This is a genomic window from Agrobacterium sp. MCAB5, assembly GCF_052114365.1.
Lineage (GTDB): Bacteria > Pseudomonadota > Alphaproteobacteria > Rhizobiales > Rhizobiaceae > Agrobacterium > Agrobacterium tumefaciens.
This window is the reverse complement of sequence record NZ_JBFREP010000007.1, coordinates 194994-217710: the sequence shown is the minus strand read 5'-3', so window position 1 is coordinate 217710 and position 22717 is coordinate 194994. Positions and strand designations below refer to the sequence as shown.

At 58.3% G+C, this 22717-nt stretch carries 20 protein-coding genes and 1 riboswitch; of the genes, 14 read left to right on the top strand and 6 right to left on the bottom strand.

Annotated elements, in window-relative coordinates; translation table 11 throughout:
* Positions 1-47 precede the first annotated feature (47 nt).
* Complete coding sequence (locus AB4Z23_RS17355) at positions 48-248, bottom strand: DUF1674 domain-containing protein (RefSeq protein ID WP_003516384.1); 201 nt, start codon at positions 246-248, stop codon at positions 48-50.
* Between the two features lie 119 nt (positions 249-367).
* On the opposite strand from AB4Z23_RS17355, the gene htpX reads away from it, so the two are divergent.
* The 4 genes from htpX to purH all read left to right on the top strand — a co-directional run bounded on the left by htpX (position 368) and on the right by purH (position 6277).
* Positions 368-1333, top strand: a complete 966-nt coding sequence (gene htpX / locus AB4Z23_RS17350; protein ID WP_065662925.1) for a zinc metalloprotease HtpX — start codon at positions 368-370, stop codon at positions 1331-1333.
* Positions 1330-2715, top strand: a complete 1386-nt coding sequence (locus AB4Z23_RS17345; protein WP_421476912.1) for an RsmB/NOP family class I SAM-dependent RNA methyltransferase — start codon at positions 1330-1332, stop codon at positions 2713-2715. The genes htpX and AB4Z23_RS17345 overlap by 4 nt, the downstream gene beginning before the upstream one ends.
* 151 nt (positions 2716-2866) lie before the next feature.
* Positions 2867-4507, top strand: a complete 1641-nt coding sequence (locus AB4Z23_RS17340; protein ID WP_441360365.1) for a heparinase II/III family protein — start codon at positions 2867-2869, stop codon at positions 4505-4507.
* Between the two features lie 153 nt (positions 4508-4660).
* Positions 4661-6277 carry a bifunctional phosphoribosylaminoimidazolecarboxamide formyltransferase/IMP cyclohydrolase gene (purH, locus tag AB4Z23_RS17335; RefSeq protein ID WP_173993392.1) on the top strand — a complete coding sequence of 539 codons (1617 nt, stop codon included), beginning with the start codon at positions 4661-4663 and terminating at the stop codon, positions 6275-6277.
* Positions 6278-6371: 94 nt separating this feature from the next.
* Here purH and AB4Z23_RS17330 read toward each other — a convergent pair whose 3' ends face one another.
* Positions 6372-7904, bottom strand: a complete 1533-nt coding sequence (locus AB4Z23_RS17330) for a UxaA family hydrolase (RefSeq protein ID WP_081308926.1) — start codon at positions 7902-7904, stop codon at positions 6372-6374.
* A gap of 43 nt (positions 7905-7947) precedes the next feature.
* On the bottom strand, positions 7948-8640 hold the full coding sequence (locus AB4Z23_RS17325; RefSeq protein ID WP_013637003.1) for a FadR/GntR family transcriptional regulator: 693 nt from the start codon (positions 8638-8640) through the stop codon (positions 7948-7950).
* Positions 8641-8894: 254 nt separating this feature from the next.
* On the opposite strand from AB4Z23_RS17325, the gene AB4Z23_RS17320 reads away from it, so the two are divergent.
* From AB4Z23_RS17320 to AB4Z23_RS17280, 9 genes are all read left to right on the top strand, one after another.
* Entirely contained in the window at positions 8895-10460 is a 1566-nt protein-coding gene (locus AB4Z23_RS17320; protein WP_013637002.1) for a sugar ABC transporter ATP-binding protein, read from the top strand.
* Positions 10461-10468: 8 nt separating this feature from the next.
* Positions 10469-11491: an ABC transporter permease gene (locus tag AB4Z23_RS17315; protein WP_003516396.1), complete on the top strand. Its 1023-nt coding sequence runs from the start codon at positions 10469-10471 to the stop codon at positions 11489-11491.
* A gap of 74 nt (positions 11492-11565) precedes the next feature.
* A complete protein-coding gene (locus AB4Z23_RS17310) occupies positions 11566-12507 on the top strand; it encodes an ABC transporter substrate-binding protein (RefSeq protein ID WP_003516397.1) in 942 nt (313 codons plus the stop codon).
* 120 nt (positions 12508-12627) lie between these two features.
* Positions 12628-13641: an aldo/keto reductase gene (locus AB4Z23_RS17305; protein WP_038492598.1), complete on the top strand. Its 1014-nt coding sequence runs from the start codon at positions 12628-12630 to the stop codon at positions 13639-13641.
* Positions 13642-13645: 4 nt separating this feature from the next.
* The gene (locus AB4Z23_RS17300; protein ID WP_113291815.1) at positions 13646-14467 is read left to right on the top strand and encodes an amidohydrolase family protein; all 822 of its coding nucleotides are present in this window, start codon (positions 13646-13648) and stop codon (positions 14465-14467) included.
* A 3-nt stretch (positions 14468-14470) separates the two neighbouring features.
* Positions 14471-15481 carry a zinc-binding alcohol dehydrogenase family protein gene (locus AB4Z23_RS17295; protein WP_441360360.1) on the top strand — a complete coding sequence of 337 codons (1011 nt, stop codon included), beginning with the start codon at positions 14471-14473 and terminating at the stop codon, positions 15479-15481.
* Positions 15478-16611, top strand: coding sequence for a mannitol dehydrogenase family protein (locus tag AB4Z23_RS17290; RefSeq protein ID WP_421476917.1), 1134 nt, complete (start codon positions 15478-15480; stop codon positions 16609-16611). Before AB4Z23_RS17295 ends, AB4Z23_RS17290 begins: the two co-directional genes overlap by 4 nt.
* 11 nt (positions 16612-16622) lie before the next feature.
* Positions 16623-16952 (top strand): L-rhamnose mutarotase, encoded by a 330-nt coding sequence (locus AB4Z23_RS17285; RefSeq protein WP_421476919.1) that lies wholly within the window; start codon positions 16623-16625, stop codon positions 16950-16952.
* Positions 16953-16988: 36 nt separating this feature from the next.
* Positions 16989-18266, top strand: a complete 1278-nt coding sequence (locus AB4Z23_RS17280) for an L-fuconate dehydratase (protein ID WP_003516405.1) — start codon at positions 16989-16991, stop codon at positions 18264-18266.
* Here AB4Z23_RS17280 and cobD read toward each other — a convergent pair.
* Positions 18248-19294 (bottom strand): threonine-phosphate decarboxylase CobD, encoded by a 1047-nt coding sequence (cobD, locus tag AB4Z23_RS17275; protein WP_421476921.1) that lies wholly within the window; start codon positions 19292-19294, stop codon positions 18248-18250. The genes AB4Z23_RS17280 and cobD overlap by 19 nt on opposite strands.
* Between cobD and cbiB the strand changes: the two genes are divergently transcribed.
* A complete protein-coding gene (cbiB, locus tag AB4Z23_RS17270) occupies positions 19293-20258 on the top strand; it encodes an adenosylcobinamide-phosphate synthase CbiB (protein WP_113556101.1) in 966 nt (321 codons plus the stop codon). The genes cobD and cbiB overlap by 2 nt on opposite strands.
* On the opposite strand, the gene AB4Z23_RS17265 is transcribed toward cbiB, so the two are convergent.
* Both AB4Z23_RS17265 and cobO read right to left on the bottom strand, forming a co-directional pair.
* Positions 20245-21702, bottom strand: a complete 1458-nt coding sequence (locus tag AB4Z23_RS17265; RefSeq protein ID WP_421476923.1) for a cobyric acid synthase — start codon at positions 21700-21702, stop codon at positions 20245-20247. The two genes, cbiB and AB4Z23_RS17265, sit on opposite strands and share 14 nt — an antisense overlap.
* Before the next feature lies 1 nt (position 21703).
* Entirely contained in the window at positions 21704-22321 is a 618-nt protein-coding gene (gene cobO / locus AB4Z23_RS17260) for a cob(I)yrinic acid a,c-diamide adenosyltransferase (RefSeq protein ID WP_035252400.1), read from the bottom strand.
* Between the two features lie 127 nt (positions 22322-22448).
* A riboswitch (cobalamin riboswitch) is annotated at positions 22449-22663 on the top strand.
* The last annotated feature ends 54 nt before the right edge of the window (positions 22664-22717 follow it).

The window sequence follows — 22717 nt, the reverse complement described above, 5'->3', positions numbered from 1 at the left end:
AATTGATAAAATACCCGCGTTTAGCGGGTATTTTTATGCCGTGGTGCTCAAAAGTCGATAGCGCGGCCGTTTATTTCGTAGTCACCGAAACGAACAGGTTCCGCGCCGCCGCGACCGCCGGTTTCCTGCGGCAATTGAAGATCCGCCTGTTGTTTGCGCCGTTCTTCCGCTTCCTTCAACGCACGTTCCGCCGCCGGCGAAAGCCGCTTGAGCATTTCCGCGCCGTTGTCATTATCCGCATCCTGCATGAGTAATCCTCCCTATGACGGGATATTGAAATATGTTTGCCGTTCACCAGATTATATAAACAGATGGGCTTTATAAACCCCGGAATATTTCCTGAGTGGTAACAAGGAGAATTTGACATATGAACATGATGCGCACGGCAATGCTTCTGGCCTTCATGACGGCATTGTTCATGGGTGTCGGTTTTCTGATCGGCGGTAAGGGCGGCATGATGATTGCCTTGCTTATTGCCGCTGGTATGAATCTTTTCTCCTACTGGAATTCGGACAAGATGGTCTTGTCGGCCTATCGCGCACGCGAGATCGATGAGGCGAATGCGCCTGAATTTTTCCACATGATCCGCGATCTCTCGCATAATGCCGATCTTCCGATGCCTAAGGTTTATATTTATGACAGCCCGCAGCCGAACGCCTTCGCGACGGGAAGAAACCCGCAGAATGCCGCTGTCGCCGCCTCGACCGGCCTGCTGGAGCGCCTCACCCCTGAAGAAGTGGCTGGTGTCATGGCGCACGAGCTGGCCCATGTGCAGAACCGCGATACGCTGACGATGACTGTGACCGCGACGCTGGCAGGCGCCATCTCCATGCTCGGCAACTTCGCGTTTTTCTTTGGTGGCAATCGTGAAAACAACAATAATCCGCTGGGCTTTATCGGCGTACTTGTTGCAATGATCGTGGCGCCGCTCGCCGCGATGCTTGTGCAGATGGCCATCAGCCGCACCCGCGAATATTCTGCGGACCGCCGGGGCGCGGAAATTTGCGGCAATCCGCTGTGGCTTGCTTCGGCACTGCAGAAAATTTCGGGCATGGCGCAGAGCATTCATAATGAGGATGCGGAGCGTAACCCGGCGACGGCGCACATGTTCATCATCAATCCCCTGTCCGGTGAGCGCATGGACAACCTGTTTTCTACGCATCCGAATACGGAAAACCGGGTGGCGGCACTTCACGCCATGGCGCAGGAGTTTTCCCCGCGAGGATCGACGCGAACGCCATCGGGTGATAGACCTCAGCGCAAATCAGGCTCCGTTCCCAATACGGGCTGGGGACGAGGCAAAGAAAACGAGCGCAAGGGACCGTGGTCTTGACATCCGATACTCAAAATAAGCCGTCGCGGTCTAAAAAACCGGGACAGGACCATGCAAGGGGCCGCGAAGACGGCCCTTCGTCTTTCCAGGATAAACCCGGCCTTGCTGCACGCGTTGCCGCAACCCGCATTCTGGCGGCCGTTCTGGAAAAGAAAACCTCGCTGGACGGTATGCTGGACAGCGAAAACGGCAATCCCGTCTATCGCGCGCTATCCCTCGCGGACCGGGCGCTGGTGAGAGCGATCGTCAACAGCGCGCTTCGCCACCTTCCGCGTATCGAAGCCGCCTTGTCGATGCTGCTTGACGGACCGTTGCCGCAGGGCGCCCGGTCGCTTCATCACGTCCTTGTCGTTGGCGCAGCGCAAGTGCTTCACCTCGATGTTCCCGATCATTCTGCGGTCGATCTTGCCGTGGAACAGGCACACCGCGATCCGCGCAACAGACGTTTTGCCAAGCTGGTGAATGCCGTCCTCAGGCGATTGGGCCGGGAAAAAGCAGAAATCGAAAAGGCGATCGCGGATGTGCCCGTGCTACCGGACTGGTTCTACGCTCGGCTTGTTTCGGCTTACGGAGATGAGGTTGCCAAACGGATTTCCGAAGCGCAGCTGACGCCCTCTTCCATCGATCTCACGGTGAAGAAGGATCCGGCTGTCTGGGCGGAAAAGCTGGGCGGTACGGTTTTGCCGAATGGCAGTGTCCGTCTCGGTGAATTTGAAGGCCAGATTCCCGCGCTTGAAGGCTTTGCCGAGGGTGCCTGGTGGGTTCAGGATCTCGCGGCCAGCATGCCAGTGAAGCTGATGGGCGATATTTCCGGCAAACGTGTTGCCGATCTCTGTGCAGCTCCGGGCGGCAAGACCGCCCAGCTCGCGCTTGCCGGCGCGAAGGTGACTGCCCTGGACCAGTCCGGCAATCGTCTTCGCCGCCTCAGGGAAAATCTCGACCGGCTTGGTCTTCACGCCGAAACCGTTGAAGCCAATATGCTGAAGTACCAGCCGGAACAGCTTTTCGACGCCGTTCTTCTGGATGCCCCCTGCTCGTCTACCGGCACGTTGCGTAAACATCCCGATGTCTGCTGGACGAAGGACGAGAATGATATTGCCAAGCTTGCCGCTCTTCAGGGCCAGATGTTGCGACACGCGCTCACGCTGGTGGGAGCCGGCGGCATTGTGGTGTTTTCCAATTGCTCGCTCGATCCCTCTGAAGGGGAAGCGATGATTGCACAGGTCCTGGCGGAAAACCCGGACTTCGAGCGTGTTGCCGTTCGCAAGGACGATTGGCCAGGAATGGAAGCCGCCGTCACTGCCGAAGGCGATCTTCGTACAACGCCGGATATGTTCGGCGGCATCGACGGGTTTTTTAGCAGTGTCTTGCGTAAGAAGTAGAAAAAAGCCAAGCTTCCGCGAATCATTGGATAATTGCCGATACGTTCCGATCATCACGGTTCACTCATAAAAACAAAACATGTGAAACGGGAAACACAGCTTGTCAGGGTCCTTTGCAGGCAGCATCAATGCCGCCGGTCTTCTCTCGCGGATGGCATATCGTCATCTGTGTGTGGGCCTCGCTCCTTTGCGCCTGCGCATATCCCGGTTTGCCAATCGCGTTCCCGATGGTCTGGTGGCGGCGCCGACTGATCTGAGGGCAATCGATCCGTATTTTGCCGAGGAATTGCTGCGGGGCCGGATTGCGCTCGCCGGTCGCGTCGTCGAAACCGGCGGTCTATCGCCATTTCAGGTGGACTATCCCTCGGTGGTTTTTGAAGAGCGGCTGCATGCATTCGGCTGGCTGCGGCATATCCGTTCCGATAGATCGAGTGAGGCCAGCAAGCGGGCGCGCCGTATCGTCGCCGAATGGATGACTATACACGGCAAGCGGGTTGCGGGGATTGCCTGGTCTCCGGAGATCGCGGCACAGAGGCTGATTGCCTGGCTGTCCCATTCTCCCGTCGTTTTACATGAGGCCGATGCGGGTTTTTATCGTCGTTTCCTGAAAAGTCTTGCGTTTCACGTGCGTTATCTCGACAGGATCGTCAAACATGCGCCGGATGGGGAAGCGAGGCTGCGGATCAGGATTGCGCTGGCCGTAGCGTCCATCGCCATGCCGACCCGCCTGTCCCATATTACTCGGCACGGAATGAAGCTGGCGCAGGAAATGGAACGCCAGATTCTTCCAGATGGCGGGCATGTTTCCCGCAATCCGCGGGTCATGCTGGATTTGCTGCTCGATCTTTTGCCGCTTAGGCAAAGCTACATCAATCTCGGTCACGATCTGCCCTCGGGGCTGGTGCCGGCGATTGACAGGATGTTTCCGGCCATCCGGTTTTTCCGCCACCAAGGCGGCGATCTGGCGCTGTTCAATGGCGCCACCGCCACGCTTGCCAATGAACTTGTGTCGGTACTTCGTTATGATGAGACAGCCGGCCGGCCGTCCAAAATGCTGCCGGATGTCAATTATCATCGTCTTGCAACCGATGAGACGGTCGTCATCGTCGATACTGGTCATCCAGGCTCCGCGGAGCTTTCGCGTAACGCCCATTCGGGCTGCCTGTCCTTTGAGATGTCCTGTGGCAAGAGCCGGTTCATCGTCAATTCGGGCTTCCCGAAAAACGCAGCACCCGAATATCAGCGAGCGAGCCGCTCGACGGCGGCCCATTCAACGGTCACGCTGGCCGACACGTCGTCTTGCAGACTGTCCCGCTCGAGACTGCTCGGGCCGATCATGGTTTCCGGTGTCAGTCAGGTGGAGAGCCGCCGCGGAACGGATGCAAATGGCAATGATGTCCTGTGGGCGTCGCATGACGGTTATTTGCAGAATTTCGGTTGCTATCACGATCGGGAAATTGAGCTGAATGTTGTCGGTACGAAGATAAAGGGCCGTGATCTGCTTCGGGCCGACGAGAATGTGGTGAAGGCGCAATTGCAATCCATATCGGCGGTATCGCGATTCCATATCCACCCCCACATCCAGCTTTACCAACAGGACGAGGAGTCGGTTTATCTGGAGGCAGCGGATGGAACGACCTGGCTGTTTTCGGCGCCGGGACTGGAGCTTTTCGTGACCGAGGATGTTTTTATGGCGGATGCATCCGGCATGCGGCCTTCGCAGCAGATCGAGCTGCCATTCAATCTGGCGAATACTCGGGAAATCCGCTGGATCATCGAACGCAAGGCGTAGAGGATTCCTGGCGAGTTTCAGGCAAAAACCGCCATAGTTTTCGCCGTTCCGCGTCCCCGCTGTTTATTAATATGGCAAGCTGTGTTAACGCGGCGGCAATTGCTGGATCAATCCCAGTCCAGCCTGTCCTCCCCGTTAAACGGAGTATGCCCGATGGCTGTCGTTTCCAAAAAAATCCCCGCTCCCGATAAAGTCAAAATCCGTACAGCCCTTCTTTCCGTTTCTGACAAGACGGACATTATCGAGCTGGCGACTGTCCTGTCCAAACTTGGCGTCAAGCTGCTGTCAACGGGTGGCACGGCAAAGGCCATCGCTGACGCGGGACTGCCGGTAACGGATGTTTCCGATGTGACCAATTTTCCGGAAATCATGGATGGTCGCGTCAAGACCCTGCATCCCAACGTGCATGGTGGACTTCTGGCTATCCGGGATGATGCTGATCACGTCGAGGCAATGAAGGCTCACGGTATCGAGGCGATCGATCTCTCCGTCATCAATCTCTATCCCTTCGAGGAGGTTCGCGCCAAGGGTGGCGACTACCCCACGACGGTCGAGAATATCGATATTGGCGGCCCGGCAATGATCCGCGCTTCGGCCAAGAACCACGCCTATGTCACTGTTGTCACCGATCCGTCCGACTACCCTGCGCTGGTGGAAGCCCTGCAGGCCGATGACGGTCAAACCTCCTACGCGCTGCGCCAGACCTTCGCCGCCAAGGCATATGCCCGCACCGCCGCTTATGATGCGGTGATTTCCAACTGGTTTGCCGAGGCGCTGGCGATCGAGACGCCGGATTACCGTGCCATCGGCGGTGCGCTGAAGGAAAAAATGCGTTACGGCGAGAACCCGCACCAGAGCGCCGGTTTTTACCTGACCGGCGAAAAGCGCCCCGGTGTTTCCACGGCGACGCTTCTTCAGGGCAAGCAGCTTTCCTATAACAACATCAATGATACGGATGCAGCCTACGAGCTGGTAGCGGAATTCCTGCCGGAAAATGCGCCGGCTGTAGCGATCATCAAACACGCCAACCCCTGTGGTGTTGCGACGGGTCCAACACTTGCAGAAGCCTACCGGCGCGCGCTGGCATGCGATTCCGTTTCGGCCTTTGGCGGCGTCATCGCCTTGAACCGCACGCTCGATGCGGAAACGGCAGAAGAGATCGTCAAGCTCTTCACCGAAGTCATCATTGCACCCGATGTGACGGAAGAGGCAAAGTCCATTATCGCCCGCAAGCCCAATCTGCGCCTGCTGGCAGCCGGTGGCCTGCCAGATCCGCGCGCGGCCGGCATTACGGCCAAGACGGTTTCCGGCGGTCTTCTGGTTCAGAGCCGTGACAACGGCATGGTGGAGGATCTGGAACTGAAGGTGGTCACCAAGCGTGTACCGACACCTCAGGAACTTGACGACATGAAGTTCGCCTTCAAGATTGCCAAGCACGTGAAGTCCAATGCGGTGATCTATGCCAAGGACGGCCAGACGGCAGGTATCGGCGCCGGACAGATGAGCCGGGTGGATTCCGCCCGTATCGCCGCCCAGAAGGCGGAAGATGCGGCCAAGGCACTCGGCCTTGCTGAGCCGCTGACGCGGGGCTCTGCCGTGGCTTCTGAAGCGTTTTATCCCTTCGCCGATGGTTTGCTTGCAGCTATTGCAGCAGGTGCCACCGCAGTCATTCAGCCTGGTGGTTCCATGCGCGACCAGGACGTGATCGATGCGGCCAATGAGCACAATGTGGCGATGGTCTTTACCGGCATGCGTCACTTCCGCCATTAAGCAGAAACGGCGCACAGAATTTAAAAGGCCCGGGAAGTGATTTCCGGGCCTTTTGTTTCACGTGGGACAGTCTGATGCACGTATTGGAAGCGGGTCAGGTAACCGCGCCCACCTGCCACGGCACAAATTCATTGTCGCCGTAGTCGTAAATCTCGCTGACGGTCTTGTCTCCCGAAGCGACTGCAAGAATGTGCTCGAAAATTCGTTTGCCGGATTCCTCGATGGTTTCCGCGCCGGTAACGATCTCGCCGCAGTTGAGGTCCATGTCTTCCTTCATGTGCTCGTACATTTCGGAATTGGTGGCGATCTTGATGCAGGGTGCCGGCTTGAATCCCGATACGGAGCCGCGGCCGGTGGTGAAACAGATGACGTTACAGCCGCCGGCGACCTGGCCGGTGACGGCAACAGGATCGTAACCAGGCGTATCCATGAAGACGAAGCCCTGCTCAGTAACGGTTTCCGCGAATTCGTAGACCGCCTTCAGTGGCATGGAGCCACCTTTGGCCACTGCGCCCAGCGATTTTTCAAGAATGGTGGTTAGTCCACCAAGCTTGTTGCCGTGGGATGGGTTGTTGTTCAGCTCGTCGCCGTTGCGAGCGGTATAATCCCGCCACCAGTCGATGCGCTGCAACAGCTTTTCGGCAACAGCAGGCGTGACGGCGCGCTTCGTCAGCAGGTGTTCAGCGCCGTAAATCTCCGGCGTTTCGGCAAGAACCGTTGTACCGCCGTTGCGGACGATGAGATCTGATGCATATCCCAGGGCCGGGTTTGCCGATATTCCGGAGTAACCATCCGAACCGCCGCATTCTAGCGCGACCTTCAGTTTTGAAAGCGGCTGTTCAGTGCGCTGGGCAGCATTGACCATTGGCAGCATCGCCTTGATCTCGGCAATGGCGGCATCGATCGTTTTGCGTGTGCCGCCGTGCTGCTGGATCGTCATGGTGCGCAGCCGTTCGCCCTCCTCCATCTTGTAATGTTCGAGGATGGGGGCGATCTGGTTGGTCTCACAGCCGAGGCCGATCAGCAGAATACCGCCGAAATTCGGGTGGCGGGCATAACCCTGAATGGTGCGGATCAGAAGACGATAACCTTCCGATTTCGTATTGAGCGCGCAGCCGCCGCCATGGGTCAGTGCCACGACGCCGTCGACATTGTAGAACCCGTCAAGGCCGCCCTGCTTGTTAAAATAATCGGCGATGTAACGCGACACGGTGGCGGAACAGTTCACGGATGCGATGACGCCGATGTAGTTGCGTGTGCCAACGCCACCGAGACCCCGGTCAAAACCCTTGAAGGTCCGGCGCTCGCCCTCGGGCAGCATGCCTTTTTCCTCGATATCGACACTGAACTGATGCGTATGTTCGGAAGGCACCATGGCGAGATTGTGCAGATGCACATGCCGGCCAGGCTCGATATCCTGTGTCGCGATGCCGATCACCTGTCCGTATTTCAGGACCTCGTCTCCGGATCTGATAAACGTCAGGGCCACCTTGTGGCCGCGTCCGATCAGCTCCCGGGCTGTCAGATCGCCTCTGCCCGTCGCACCACCGGCCGGTATCGACCGGCGTGCCACCGCGACATTGTCGTTGGCGTTCAGCAAAATGGTTGCCTCGGAATTCTCACTCACGGGTTTTTCTCCTCCCCGGTACATTGCCTGCTATGTTTTGAATTCAGCCGTCTACCCAGCGTCGCTTGGAACCTTCCAGATGGGTATGCATGGCCGCCTGCGCCAGCAGCGGATCTTTCAACTCCAGGGCCGCCAGAATCGCTTCGTGCTCCTGCAGGGCGTGGGTCCAGGTATCGCGATCCTCAAATTTCACACGCAATTGTGCCGAAATCGGGCTGTGGCGCTCATCGAAGAGGTTTGCCACCAGCCGGGCCAGAACGCTGTTACCGGATTGTTCGGCAATGGTGACGTGGAAAAGCCGGTCCTGATCGAGAGGTTTGCGCGCGGCCTCGATTTCCTGCTGCATCGTGTTGAGAATCTGGCGAAGGTTTGCAATCGTTTCATCGGTCATGCGGCTCGCTGCCAGTACGATTGTCGCGCCTTCCAGCGCTGCGCGCGCCTGCATCAATTCGGAGGGGCTGTCGCCCAAGGATTTGGTGTTGTGGGTTGTCTGAAGGGCCTCGGTGGACACATAGACACCGGAACCCATGCGGATTTCGACTGTGTTGTCGATTTCAAGCGCAATCAGTGCCTCGCGCAGTGATGGTCTCGAAACCCCGAGCTTCTGTGCCAGTTCCCGTTCGGCGGGAAGTCGTGTTCCAGGCAGAAACTCTCCCAGATCGATCAGCTCGCGTATCTGGTCCGCAATCTGCTGATAAAGCCTGCGTGGTTCCGCTATTTTGGCCTGACCATTCATGTGTTTTCTGACGAACCTTGTCTGTTATCTGAATTTGGCCTTACCGTAGCGCCAAGCGCATCAATACGCAAGAAATTACTTAAATACATGAATTTAAAGTGTTATTTCAAGAAGTCTTTTGAGATGATTTTGCGTGTACCAGATGCGGGATTCAAATTTTGGGCTAATTGGCTTGACCATTTTAAAAAAGCGGCCTAACCATTTGGCTCATTATTGCCCCCGGTGGAGCGGGGAGCGCGGGTGGAGGTTTCTTGATGTCGCAGGGCGCATCGACAATTCGAGGCGATTTTTCGCCTGAGGAGACGGCGCGCGGCCTTGGTTCAGGCCTCCTGCGTCTCGAAAACATCAGCAAGGAATTTCCGGGCGTCAAAGCGTTGTCGAATGTGCATTTCGACTTGCGTAGCGGCGAGGTTCACGCTGTTTGCGGCGAAAACGGTGCCGGAAAATCCACCCTGATGAAAATCATCAGCGGCGTTTACCAGCCAAGCGACGGAACTATCTTGCACAAGGGCGTCAAAGTGCAATACGCATCGCCGCTGGAATCCGAAGCCGCCGGCATCGCCATCATCCATCAGGAACTCAACCTCGTTCCGCATCTTTCCGTTGCCGAGAACATCTATCTCGCCCGCGAGCCGCGCCGTGGTTTCCTCGTCGACCGCAAGAAGCTGCGGCTTGATGCAAAGCGCTGTCTCGATCGGCTGGGCGTCGATATCGACCCTGACCAGATTGTCCGCGGCCTCTCGGTCGCTCAATGTCAGATGGTCGAAATTGCCAAGGCGCTTTCCCTGGATGCTGAAGTCCTCATCATGGATGAGCCGACCTCCTCGCTGACCGAGCAGGAAACGCGGCTATTGTTCAAGGTGATCCGCGATCTCAAGGCTTCTGGCGTCGGCATCGTCTATATTTCCCACCGGCTCGATGAAATGGCCGAAATCGTCGACCGCGTGACGGTTTTGCGGGACGGGCGTTATATTTCGACCGACGATTTTGCATCGATCACCGTTGACGATATCGTCACGCGCATGGTCGGGCGTTCGCTAGAGGAGAAGTTCCCGGAACGCACGTCGCGCCCTACGGATGATGTTATTTTCTCGGTGGAAGGGCTGACTCGCAAGGGCGTGTTCCACGATGTCGGTTTCTCGCTGCGGCGCGGTGAGATTCTCGGCTTTGCCGGACTGATGGGTGCGGGTCGCACGGAAGTTGCACGAGCGATCTTCGGTGCCGATCCTCTGGATGCTGGCAAGGTCGTCTTCAACGGGCGGGAGCTTTCCATCAGTTCCCCGCGAGATGCCATCGAAGAGGGTATCGCCTATCTGTCCGAAGACCGCAAAAGCGATGGTCTTGCGATCAAGATGTCGGTTGCGGCCAATACGACGCTTGCCAATATCGGCGAGGTCTCCAACCGCTTCGGGCTGATCGACTTCAAGAAGCACGACGATGTCGCCAGACGTTACGTCGATCTCCTCAACATCCGTACCCCTTCGATCGAACAGACGGTGCGGCTGCTTTCAGGTGGCAATCAGCAGAAAATCATCATTGGCAAATGGCTGTTCCGGCAGTCGCGCGTGCTGTTTTTCGACGAGCCGACGCGCGGCATCGATGTCGGCGCAAAATTCGCGATCTACAAGATCATGGACGAGCTGGCTGCACAGGGCATCGGCGTCATTCTCATCAGTTCGGAACTGCCGGAAATTCTGGGACTGACGGATCGTATCGCCGTTTTCCACCAGGGCCGGATCACGGGCGTGCTTGAGACCGCCAAGACCAATCAGGAAGAAATCATGCGGTACGCGTCCGGTTACGGCCGGGCCGCGCAGTGAGGAACGACATGGCTAATATTGCAGAACCCAAGAAGAGCTTCGCTTTCAGCGACCGCCAGAAGGACATCATCCAGAAGTTTGCGGCTCTTGGCAGTCTCGTTGTGCTGGTTATGGTGTTTTCCGCCACCAGCAGCGCCTTCTTCTCCGTCAACAATGCCATGACCATTGCGCTTCAGGTGACCTCCATCGCCCTTCTCGGCATTGGTGCGACCTGCGTCATCATCACCGGCGGCATCGATCTTTCCGTTGGTTCGGTGCTTGCTCTGGCCGGTGTCGTTGCTGCGCTTGCGGTGAAGGAGTTGGGTATGCCGGTGCCGGTCGGCATGCTGCTTGGCATTCTGACGGGGTCGCTTTGCGGTCTTATCAATGGCCTCATGGTCACGCGTTTCAAGCTGCCGCCCTTCATCGCCACGCTCGGCATGATGTTGATCGCCCGTGGTGTGGCACTACAGATCACCGGCGCGCGAGCGGTTTCCGGCCTCGGCGAATCCTTCGGTGAACTCGGCAACGGCGCCCTCTTCCGCATCGTCAATATTGGTGATGACGGTTTTCCGAACGTGGTGTTTCCGGGCATCCCCTACCCCGTCATCCTTATGGTGGTGATTGCGCTGGCTGTTTCCTTCATGCTCAACCGCTCCATCCTTGGCCGTCACATCTATGCCGTCGGTTCGAATGCGGATGCTGCGCGTCTGTCCGGCGTAAACGTCGCACGCGTCACCAATTTCACCTACATCCTGTCCGGTACGCTCGCCGGGTTGACCGGTTGCGTGCTGATGTCGCGCCTCGTCACAGCCCAGCCGAATGAGGGCGTGATGTATGAGCTGGATGCCATTGCCAGCGCCGTTATCGGCGGCACATCGCTCATCGGCGGCGTGGGCACGATTTCAGGCACGGCAATCGGTGCCTTCGTCATCGGCATCCTGCGCAACGGTCTCAATATGAATGGCGTGTCCGCCTTCACGCAACAGATCATCATCGGTCTTGTCATTCTGGTCACCGTCTGGATCGACCAGCTGCGCAACCGCCGCTGATACAGGGCTGCGGACCCTATCCGCAAACAAGATCGGCACGGGAGGCCCGGTATGCCGACATCACGGAGGAAGAAATGAACAAGCTTACGACCGCCCTTCTGACATCCGCAATCGCGCTGTGGAGCGTCTCCACCGTGCAGGCCGGCGAAATCGCCGTCATCGTCAAGACCGTCAATTCCACCTTCTGGCAGAACGTTCAGAAGGGCGCCGATGCGGCGATGAAGGACTCTGCCGGCAACACCATGACCTTCCAGGGTCCGGCTTCTGAATCGGCCATCGCCGATCAGGTCAACATGGTTGAAAACGCTGTAAACCGTAAGGTTTCGGGTATCGTTCTTGCTCCTTCCGATCCTGATGCGCTTGTTCCGGCTGTCAAGAAAGCCTGGGAAGCCCGCATTCCCGTGGTTCTGATCGACTCGCAGCTCGCCAAGGGTTCCGAGCAATATTATCAGTCCTTCCTGGCGACCGATAACAAGAAAGCCGGCGAACTGGCTGCTCAGGCGCTGATCGACAAGGTTGGCAAGGAAGGCAAGATCGCCGTGATGTCCTACGTCGCCGGTGCCGGTTCGGAAATCGGACGCGTTGGCGGTTTCACCGACTATATCCAGATGCATTCCAACCTTAAGATCGTAGGTCCGTTCTATTCGCAGTCGCAGATGGCGACGGCGCTGAACCAGACAACCGACGTTCTGGCCGCCAATTCCGATCTCAAGGGCATCTTCGGCGCCAACGAACCCACCGCAATCGGTGTAGGCCGCGCGCTCGCCCAGGCCGGTAAGGCAGGCAAGGTTGTCGGCATCGGCTTTGACGGTAACCAGGACCTTCAGGGCTTCGTCAAGGACGGCACGCTGGCCGGCATCGTCGTTCAGGGTTCGTATCAGATGGGCGAAAAGGGCATCCAGACCGTTTCCAAGCTCATCAGCAAGGAAAAGGTCGAAAAGTTCGTCGACACCGGCGTTGTTGTTGTCACCAAGGACAATATCGAGAAGCCGGAAGCCAAGAACGTTCTTTATTAACGTATGCCGGCGCGCCGCTCATTGAGTGGCGCGCCTCACAAATTTCAGAAGCGGGATTTCAGTCAATACCGCATACGGTTTTCAACATCCGCTCTACCGAATAATCAGGAAGCCCTTGCGATGAAAGTCTCCGATACACGTAAATTGCCGCGCCGTGCCGTTGAAGTCACGGTCATGGGCCTTGGTTGCGCCCAGATGGGTAATCTCTACCGCGTTACGCCCTACGAGGAATCCAAAGGTGCGTTCGACAAGGCATGGGAAAGCGGCATTCGCTATTTCGATACCGCACCTTTTTATGGTTACACGCGTTCGGAGCGTCGTCTTGGAACCATGGTGACGGAGCATGACCGAAGCGAATACACCCTCTCCACCAAGGTCGGTCGCGTCATGGTTCCCGATGAAACTGTGGGCCCGGAAGAGGACGCCTACATTGCGCCGCTGCCTTTCCGCCCGGTCTATGATTATTCCTATGACGGTATTCTGCGCTCCTTCGAAGCGAGCCAGCAGCGGCTCGGCGTTCTGAAGCCGGATATTCTCTATGTGCACGATATCGGCTCTTTCACGCATGGCGAAAAGCACCAGCACTACTGGGAGCAGCTGACCACTGGCGGCGGCTTCCGGGCACTCGGCAAGCTGCGCGAGGAAGGGTCGACGGGTGCTATCGGCCTCGGCGTCAACGAGTGGGAAATCGTCGGCGACGCCATGGATGTTTTCGACATCGACGTTGCCATGCTTGCCGGCCGTTATACGCTTCTGGAGCAGCAGAGCCTTGCCTTCATGAACCGCTGCGCGGAAACCGGCGTTGCGATCGTGGTCGCCGGTGCTTTCAATTCAGGCATTCTGGCAGGCAACCGCAAATTCAACTATGCCGATGCGCCTGCCGACATCATCACGCGGGTGGATGCGCTTCAGGGCGTTTGTGACGACGTTGGTGTTTCGTTGCAGGCGGCTGCGCTGCAGTTTCCGCTCGGGCATCCGGCTTCGGTCACGGTCGTATCCGGCGCGCGCAATGCGCAGCAACTTGCCGCAAACATCGAATGGTTCGAACAGGTTGTTCCGGACGAATTCTGGTCGGAGCTGCAAAAGCGTGGCCTGATTTCCGAAGGCGCACCTGTGCCCGGCACAAAGGCCTGAAGCGATGATCATCGATGCCCACCAGCATTTCTGGCTGATGAAGGATCGTGCCGGGCAATGGCCGCCGCCGTCTCTGGCTGCCATCTACCGGGATTTTCTTCCGCAGGATCTGTCTCCTCTGCTGGCAAAGGCCGGAGTTTCCGGAACCGTGCTGGTGCAGACGATGGAAAGTGCGGCCGATACGGATTTCATGCTCGATCTGGCTGGAAGCACCGATTTCATCAAGGGCGTGGTCGGCTGGGTGGACATGAAGTCCGCGGACGCTGCGGCGGAAATCGCCCGGCGGGCAAAACATCCGGCCTTCAAGGGCGTACGGCCGATGCTGCAAGGCATGGAAGATGTGACCTGGATCGACGATCCCGCGCTCGATGCCGCTGTGGATGCGCTGGTGAAACATGCACTGGTGTTCGATGCGCTGGTCCTGCCGCCGCATCTGTCGCATCTTCTCGCTTTCGCGCGCCGCCATCCGCAATTGCCTGTTGTCATCGATCACGGGGCGAAGCCGCTTATCGCCACGGGCCAATATGGGGACTGGCGCAGGGACATGGCAGCTTTGGCGACCCTTCCCAACCTCCATTGCAAGCTGTCCGGCCTGTTGACCGAGCGTGGCGAGCAGAGACCTGAAGCCGTCAGGCCCTATGCCGAAACCATTCTGGAACTGTTCGGCGGCGAACGCGTGATCTTCGGCAGTGACTGGCCGGTATTGCGGCTGGCTGGCGACTATCAGGAATGGCTGGACTTCTGCCGCGAAATCGTGCCTGAGCACGACCATGCGGCCGTCTTTGGCGGCAACGCCGTTCGTTTTTATTCCCTTCCCAACAGGTGATGCATGCTGGCGATTTTCTGCGAGACCCCCGGTCAACTTGTCCCCAAGGAACTACCAAAGCCCGCCCGTGGCGAAGGTGAAGTGCTGGTGCGTGTTCGTCGCATTGGTGTCTGCGGCACCGACCTGCATATTTTCACCGGTAATCAGCCCTATCTTTCCTATCCGCGCATCATGGGCCACGAGCTTTCCGGCACGGTGGAAGAGGCGCCGGAAGGCAGCCATCTTTCGGCGGGCGATGTCGTTACCGTCATACCCTATATTTCCTGTGGTGAGTGCAGCGCCTGCCGCAAAGGAAAGAGCAATTGCTGCCGCAACATCGGTGTGCTTGGCGTTCATCGCGATGGCGGCATGGTCGAATATCTGAGCGTTCCGCAGCAATTCGTGCTGAAGGCGGAGGGCTTGAGCCTCGATCAGGCGGCAATGACCGAATTTCTGGCGATTGGCGCGCATGCCGTGCGTCGTGGGTCGGTGGAAAAGGGTCAGAAGGTCCTGATCGTCGGTGCCGGTCCGATCGGCATGGCGGTTGCGGTTTTCGCCGTTCTCGATGGCGGTGAGGTGACGATGATTGACGGGCGCACCGACCGGCTGGATTTCTGCAAGGACCATCTCGGCGTTGCCCATACGGTGACGCTTGGCGAGGGCGACAAGGATCGTCTGTCGGATATCACTGGCGGCGATTTCTTCGATGCCGTTTTTGATGCGACCGGTAATCCTAAAGCCATGGAGCGTGGCTTTTCCTTCGTCGGCCACGGTGGTTCCTATGTGCTGGTTTCCATCGTTGCCAGCGACATCTCCTTCAACGATCCGGAGTTTCACAAGCGCGAAACCACGCTGCTCGGCAGCCGCAACGCCACGCCGGAGGATTTCGAGCGGGTGCTGCAGGCGCTGCGGGAAGGCAAGGTACCGGAGGCACTCATCACTCACCGCATGACACTTGCCGATGTGCCTTCCAAATTCGCCGGGCTGACCGATCCGAAAGCCGGAGTCATCAAGGGCATGGTGGAAGTCGCATGACGACCGACACACCCATCCTGCAATTCGGTACCAGCCGCTTTCTTCTGGCCCATGCGGATTTGTTCATTTCGCAGGCGCTGGAAAAAGGCGAGGCCCTCGGGCGCATCGCAATCGTCCAGACGACCGGCAATGCGGAGAGCCTGAAGCGTGTGGCAGCATTGAACGATGGCACGCCCTATCCGGTGCGCATTCGCGGCATTCGCGATGGGCAAGAGGTGGATGAGGAAATTCCAGGTAAGGCTGTCGCGCGCGCGCTGACGGCGGCGGCCGACTGGGCCGAGGTGCGGCGCATCGCCTGCGGGGCAGGGGTCATTCTGTCCAATACGGGTGACCGCGGTTATGAGCTGGATTCGTTCGACGGGCCGGGTCTTGCCGACGACTTCACGCTTGTACCAAAGAGTTTTCCTGCAAAGCTCTGCCTGTTGCTGCTGGAACGTTTTCAGACCAATCCGGAAGCCCCTATATCGATCTTTCCTTGCGAGCTTGTTCCGCGCAACGGGGACCGGTTGAAAGAGGTTGTTCGCCAGCTTGCCGACGAATGGCAGCTGCCGGCGGGTTTCGGCTTCTACCTGAATGAGAAGTGCCGTTTTGCCAACAGCCTTGTAGACCGCATCGTTTCCGAGCCGATCGATCCGGTTGGCGCAGTTGCCGAGCCCTATGCGCTTTGGGCAATCGAGAAGCAGGAGGGCCTTGTTCTGCCCTGCAACCACCCTGCGGTGGTGCTGACTGATGATCTCGACCGCTATGAAAAGCTGAAGCTGTTCCTGCTCAATCTTGGCCATTCCTATCTGGCGGAGCGATGGTTGCGGGATGCCCGTGCGAAAGACGAGACGGTGCGGCAGGCAATGGCCGACGATGCGCTTTCGGGAGATCTGGAAACGCTCTGGCGGGACGAGGTTCTGCCGGTCTTTGCCGCAGAAGGCATGGGGGAAGAAGCGCAAGCCTATATCCGTGCTGTGCGGGAGCGTTTCCTGAACCCCTTTCTCGCCCACCGGCTCGCGGACATTTCAGGCAATCACGATGAAAAGAAACGCCGTCGTTTTGTCCCGGTCATCGCAGCGGCGGAACGTCTGGGGTTAAACGTGCCGCAGCAGAAACTGCGTGCGGCGCTCGCCACCATCAAGCAATAACGGAGTTTTGTATGCAGCGCATGGGAATGGTCATCGGCGTCAAACCGGACATGATTGCGGAATATAGAAGACTGCACGCCGCCGTCTGGCCCGAAATTCTGGCGCTCATCAGCGATTGCAACATCCGCAACTACACGATCTTCCTGCGCGAACCGGAAAATCTGCTGTTCGGATATTGGGAATATCACGGCACCGATTTCAGCGCCGATATGGCGAAGATGGCGGCAAGCCCAAAGAACCAGGAATGGTGGTCTTTCACCATTCCCTGCCAGCAACCACTCCAAAGCCGCAAGGAAGGCGAGTGGTGGGCAATGATGGAAGAAACCTTCCACCACGACTGAACGATTTCCTTTGACACTGACCGCGAGTAAACGGCCATGACCAAAATTACTGATCTGCGAGTTTTCGACCTGCGTTTTCCGACCTCCCAGAGCCTTGATGGTTCGGATGCGATGAACCCCGACCCGGATTATTCGGCGGCTTACGTCATTCTCGACACCGACGAACCGGAACTGAAAGGCCACGGGCTGACCTTCACCATTGGCCGCGGCAATGAGATTTGCTGCATGGCCATCAAGGCGATGCGCCATCTGGTGGTGGGAACCGATCTGGCGACGGTGACCGAGAACCCCGGCAAATACTGGCGCCACCTGACTGGTGATAGCCAGCTTCGCTGGATCGGCCCGGACAAGGGCGCGATGCATCTCGCCACCGGCGCTGTCGTCAATGCTGTCTGGGATTTGCTGGCCAAAAAGGCGGGAAAGCCGGTCTGGCAGCTTGTTGCCGATATGAGCCCGGAAGAAATCGCCGATATCGTCGATTACCGTTATCTGACTGACGTGCTGACGAAGGACGATGCGCTTGCGATCCTCAAAAAAGCCGAAAGCGGCAAAAAGGAACGTATCGAGACGCTGAAGAACGAAGGCTACGCCTGCTACACCACATCAGCCGGCTGGCTCGGTTATGACGACGCCAAGCTGCGCCGTCTTTGCCAGGAAGCGATAGATGCCGGTTTCAACCATGTAAAGATGAAGGTTGGCCGTGATCTCGAAGACGATATCCGCCGCCTCACCATCGCCCGCGAGGTGATCGGCCCCGACCGTTATCTGATGATCGACGCCAACCAGGTGTGGGAAGTGGATCAGGCGATTGAATGGGTCAAGCAACTTGCCTTCGCCAAGCCCTTCTTCATTGAAGAGCCGACCAGCCCGGACGATGTCGCCGGCCATCGCAAGATCCGTGCAGCCATCGGCTCCGTGAAGGTGGCAACCGGCGAAATGTGCCAGAACCGTATCATGTTCAAGCAGTTCATCGCCGAAGGTGCAATCGACGTCGTGCAGATCGACAGCTGCCGCATGGGTGGTCTCAACGAGGTGCTGGCGGTTTTGTTGATTGCTGCCAAATACAATTTGCCGGTCTGGCCGCATGCCGGTGGCGTCGGCCTTTGCGAATATGTGCAGCATCTGTCGATGATCGACTATCTCGTGGTTTCCGGCACCAAGGAAGGCCGCGTGATCGAATATGTCGACCATCTGCACGAGCATTTCATCGAACCCTGCGATATTCGCAATGCCGCGTACATGCCGCCGAAGCTGCCCGGTTTCTCCATTGAAATGAAGCCGGATTCTATTGCGACCTACACGTTCAAGGGATGATTGAAGGATAACAGCGCTTCCATGAGGCGCTGCCACTCCGCTTCGCTGCCGGGAAGGCCGAAACGCATGTCGTTCGGCCTTTCATCAAAAATGCGCACCAGAATGCCGTGCAGGCCAAGGTGATCGAACAGTTCTTTGGCCCGGTGGTCCCGCACCAGGGTAAACAGGGACGTACCGCCGGCAATCTTCAGGCCCACTTTTTCCAGCAATTCACTCATACGCTGTGCTTCTGCCGCAAGCCGGAGGCGCATGGCTGATTGCCATTCCCTATCCGCTAAAGCCTGCGTCGCGATATTGAGCGCCGGCCCGGATACTGCCCAGGGGCCAAGCCTTGCCTCCAGCTCGGCAGCGATGTCGGGATGCGCAAGCGCAAAACCGAGCCGGACCCCTGCCATGCCATAGAACTTGCCGAAGGATCGCAGTACCACCAGCGCGTCGTGCCCTGCGACATTTGCAAGACTTTCCGTATGTCCTGTCTCGATAAAGGCCTCGTCTACGACGAGCAGGCCGCCTTTGCGGCGCATCGCCTCGGCCAGCGACAACAAAGCTTCTCGATCAGTGACGCGACCATCGGGGTTGTTGGGATTGACCACCACCGCATAGTCGTAAGCTGACAGATCACCGATATGGTCTACCTCGGTCACGGTCAGTCCGGCCATGCGCGCGGTTCGGGCATGTTCGGCATAAGCGGGGGAGAGCACGGCTCCGCTTTTCGCTCCGCGTTCGAGTGCCAGGTGAGCCAGCAATGGCATCAGCATCTGGGTGCCCGGGGACAGTGCCACATGCCCCGTGGATGGTGCGCCGAAAGAGGCGCCAGCCAGCCTTTTCAATTCTTCGGCCGCGTCAGGCTCCGGCAGGCGGGCAAATGCGCTGGCGGGAACGGGAGAATGCGGGTAGGAGTGCGGATTGATCCCGGTCGACAGGTCGATCCACGGTTCCGGCGCTTCAGGAAACATCAGACGCGCCTTGCCGAGATTGCCGCCGTGACGGATCGCAGCCTGCGCTTTTTCCGGTACCTTATCGCCCATGTTCTTCGCTCTCGCTTTCCTGTCGCTCTTGATCGAACGCCTGACTGGATATCCGGACTGGCTGTTCAAACGCATCGGTCATCCCGTCACCTGGATCGGTTCGCTTATCGCGCTGCTGGACGAAAAATGGAACCGGGAGAGTGCTTCATTTTCGCAGCGCAAGGCTGCAGGCGTCGCGGCGCTTTCCGTTTTTCTGGCGCTGACGGTGCTTGTTGCATGGTTAGTGCAATCGGTTCTGCTTTTATTGCCCCTTGGTCTGTTGCTTGTTGCGGTGCTTGGGGCGTCGCTTCCGGCCCAAAAAAGTCTGGAACAGCATGTGGAGGCCGTCGCCATTGCGCTGGAACGCGAGGGGATTGACGGCGGGCGCAAAGCTGTCTCCATGATCGTCGGGCGCGATCCGCAGGCGCTGGATGAGGCGGCAATCTGCCGGGCGGCGATTGAAAGCCTGGCTGAAAATTTCTCTGACGGCATTGTCGCCCCTTCCCTCTGGCTTGGTCTTCTGGGGCTGCCAGGCGGTGCGGGTTATAAGGCAATCAACACGGCCGACAGCATGATCGGTCATCGCTCGCCACGCCATGAGGCCTTTGGTTGGGCGTCGGCCCGGCTGGACGATCTGGTCAATTTGCCGGCATCGAGACTGAGCGGCGGTCTTTTCGTGGTCGCCGCGTTTTTCGTGAAGGGTGCATCACCGAAAGGGGCAATTGCCGCGATACGCCGCGATGCGCGGCATCACCGCTCTCCCAATGCCGGCTGGCCGGAGGCGGCATTGGCCGGGGCACTGGGCTTTGCGCTGGCCGGGCCGCGCTCCTATGGCGGGCAGATGATCGAGGCTCGTTTCATGGGCGAAGGCGGAAGAGCGACACTGGTTGCTGGCGATATTCGCACAGCGCTCAGGCTGGCGAGGATCGCAGACTTCCTGCTGATCGCGCTGTTCGGATTGCTGGCAATCCTTATCGCGCTATAGAAAGCAGTCTGTCGAGATCGAGGTGGTTCTCCATATGGGCCGCCAGGCGATCAAGAACGGCATCCACCTGCGCATCATAGTTCAATTCAGTGCCCTGCCCACCAAGCCGCTCAAGCCACGCCCCGCGTTGGCGGTCATCCGCAAACAGGCCGTGGATATAGGTGCCTAGGATGCGGCCATCGGGCGAAATTGCGCCATCGGCATGTCCGTCAATGGTCGAAAATGGCAGGTTGCCCGCGGCACCCGTCGTTTCCCCAACATGCATTTCATAGCCGGATAAGGGAATTCCGTCGAAACTCTGTCCCTGGACGGAAACGAGCCTCTTGTCGCCCGTCAAAACCGTCGTCACATCCAGCAGGCCCAACCCATCGACCGTCATTGGTGGTCCTTCGATGCCGTCAGGGTCGGCAACGGTTTTTCCAAGCATCTGGTATCCGCCGCAGAGACCGAGAACATAACCTCCGCGGCGCACATGTGCCTTGATGTCGATGTCGAGGCCTGCATTTTTCAGCGCGGCGAGATCAGCTATGGTGGATTTCGAACCGCAGAGCAGAACCAGCCGGCAATCGGCGGGAATGGTCTCGCCCTGCCGCACTCGGATCAGCTCCACATCCGGCTCCATGTCGAGCGGATCCAGATCGTCGAAATTGGAGATATGCGGCAGGATCGGCACGGCAATGCGGATTTTCGCGCCGGGCTTTTGTTGCGCCGGGCCGGTAAGCCCAAGGGCGTCCTCCGCCGGCAATTTCGCAGCATCGGAAAAATGCGGCAATAGCCCGATGGACGCCCAGCCGGTCTTTTCCGCGATCATCCGCATGCCGTCTGAAAACAGCATAGGGTCACCGCGAAAGCGGTTCACGATGAAGCCCTCTATCATCGCGGCATCATCGCGTTCGAGAACGGTTTTTGTGCCCACGAGGCTGGCGATGACCCCGCCCCGGTCGATATCGCCGATCAGGATCACGGGAGCATCTGCGGCGCGGGCAAAACCCATATTGGCGATGTCGTTGGCGCGGAGGTTGATTTCGGAAGCACTTCCCGCCCCTTCCACCAGCACCAGATCGGCCTGTTGTTTCAGGTGCTCGAAGCTCTCCAGCACACGCGGCATCAGCCCGGCTTTCATGTGCTGATAATCGGCTGCCTTGGCATTGCCGACAATTTTGCCCTGTACGACGACCTGTGCGCCGGTTTCGCTCTGCGGCTTTAAAAGCACCGGGTTCATGTGAACCGACAGCGGAACGCCTGCTGCCCGCGCCTGCAGCGCCTGCGCGCGACCGATCTCGCCGCCATCGGCAGTGACCGCCGCATTGTTCGACATGTTCTGCGGCTTGAACGGCATGACGGACAGGCCACGCCTGACGAAGGCGCGGGCAAGGCCAGCCACCATCAGCGATTTGCCGACATCCGAGCCGGTTCCCTGAAACATCAGCACACGTGCAGTCATGTCAGTATTCTATCCCGGCCTGCGCCTTTACGCCCGCCTTGAAGTGATGTTTGACGAGGGTCATTTCCGTCACCATGTCGGCAGCGTCGATCAACGGTTGTTTGGCGTTGCGGCCGGTAACGATGACATGCAGATCGGATCTACGGTTGGAAAGCGTTTCGACGACCTCTTCCAGCGGCAGGTAATCATAGCGGAGCGCAATGTTCAGTTCGTCGAGAACCAGCAATCCGATCGTCTCGTCAGCCATCAGTGCTTTCGCTTCCTCCCAGGCCTTTGTAGCCGCCGCGACATCGCGCTTGAGGTCCTGCGTGTCCCAGGTAAACCCCTCGCCCATGGTGCGCCATTCCACCCTGTCGCCGAACAAAGTCAGGGCCTGCTGTTCACCCGTCGACCAAGCGCCCTTGATGAATTGGACGACGCCGACCCGCCGCCCTGTGCCGAGCATGCGCAGGGCAAGGCCGAAAGCGGCCGTGGATTTGCCTTTACCAGGGCCGGTATTGATCATCAGCAGACCTTTTTCGATGGTCTTTTCCGCGACTTCGGCATCCTGAACCGTCTTGCGGTTGACCATTTTCTGCCGGTGGCGTTCGGCTTCGCTGTCGCTGATATCGCGTGTCATCGCGTTTTCCTTCTCGTCCAGAGGCGCGGGACCGTATGCCCCGGCCATTCGGAGCGGCGACTATACTCAATTTGCCGCACCCGGCAATCGACAAGCCGGCAGCATTGACCGTCACGCCCGTTCAGCCTAAGGGTAAGGCACTGACGGTCTTTTCCCGGCAACGGGAAAAGCTAAGAGGGAACACGGTTCCACCCCATAACGGGTCATTCCGTGGCTGCCCCCGCAACTGTAAGCGGTAAGCCCGCACTATGAAGCCACTGGACCATAAAATTGGCCCGGGAAGGTGGTGCAGGGTGTTTTAAAGCCGCAAGCCAGGAGACCTGCCGTTTCAGGAAAAAACGTCTTCCGGGCGGGGTGCTCCGGTCAGCCGGTCGAATTGATTTGCAGCCGCGCTTT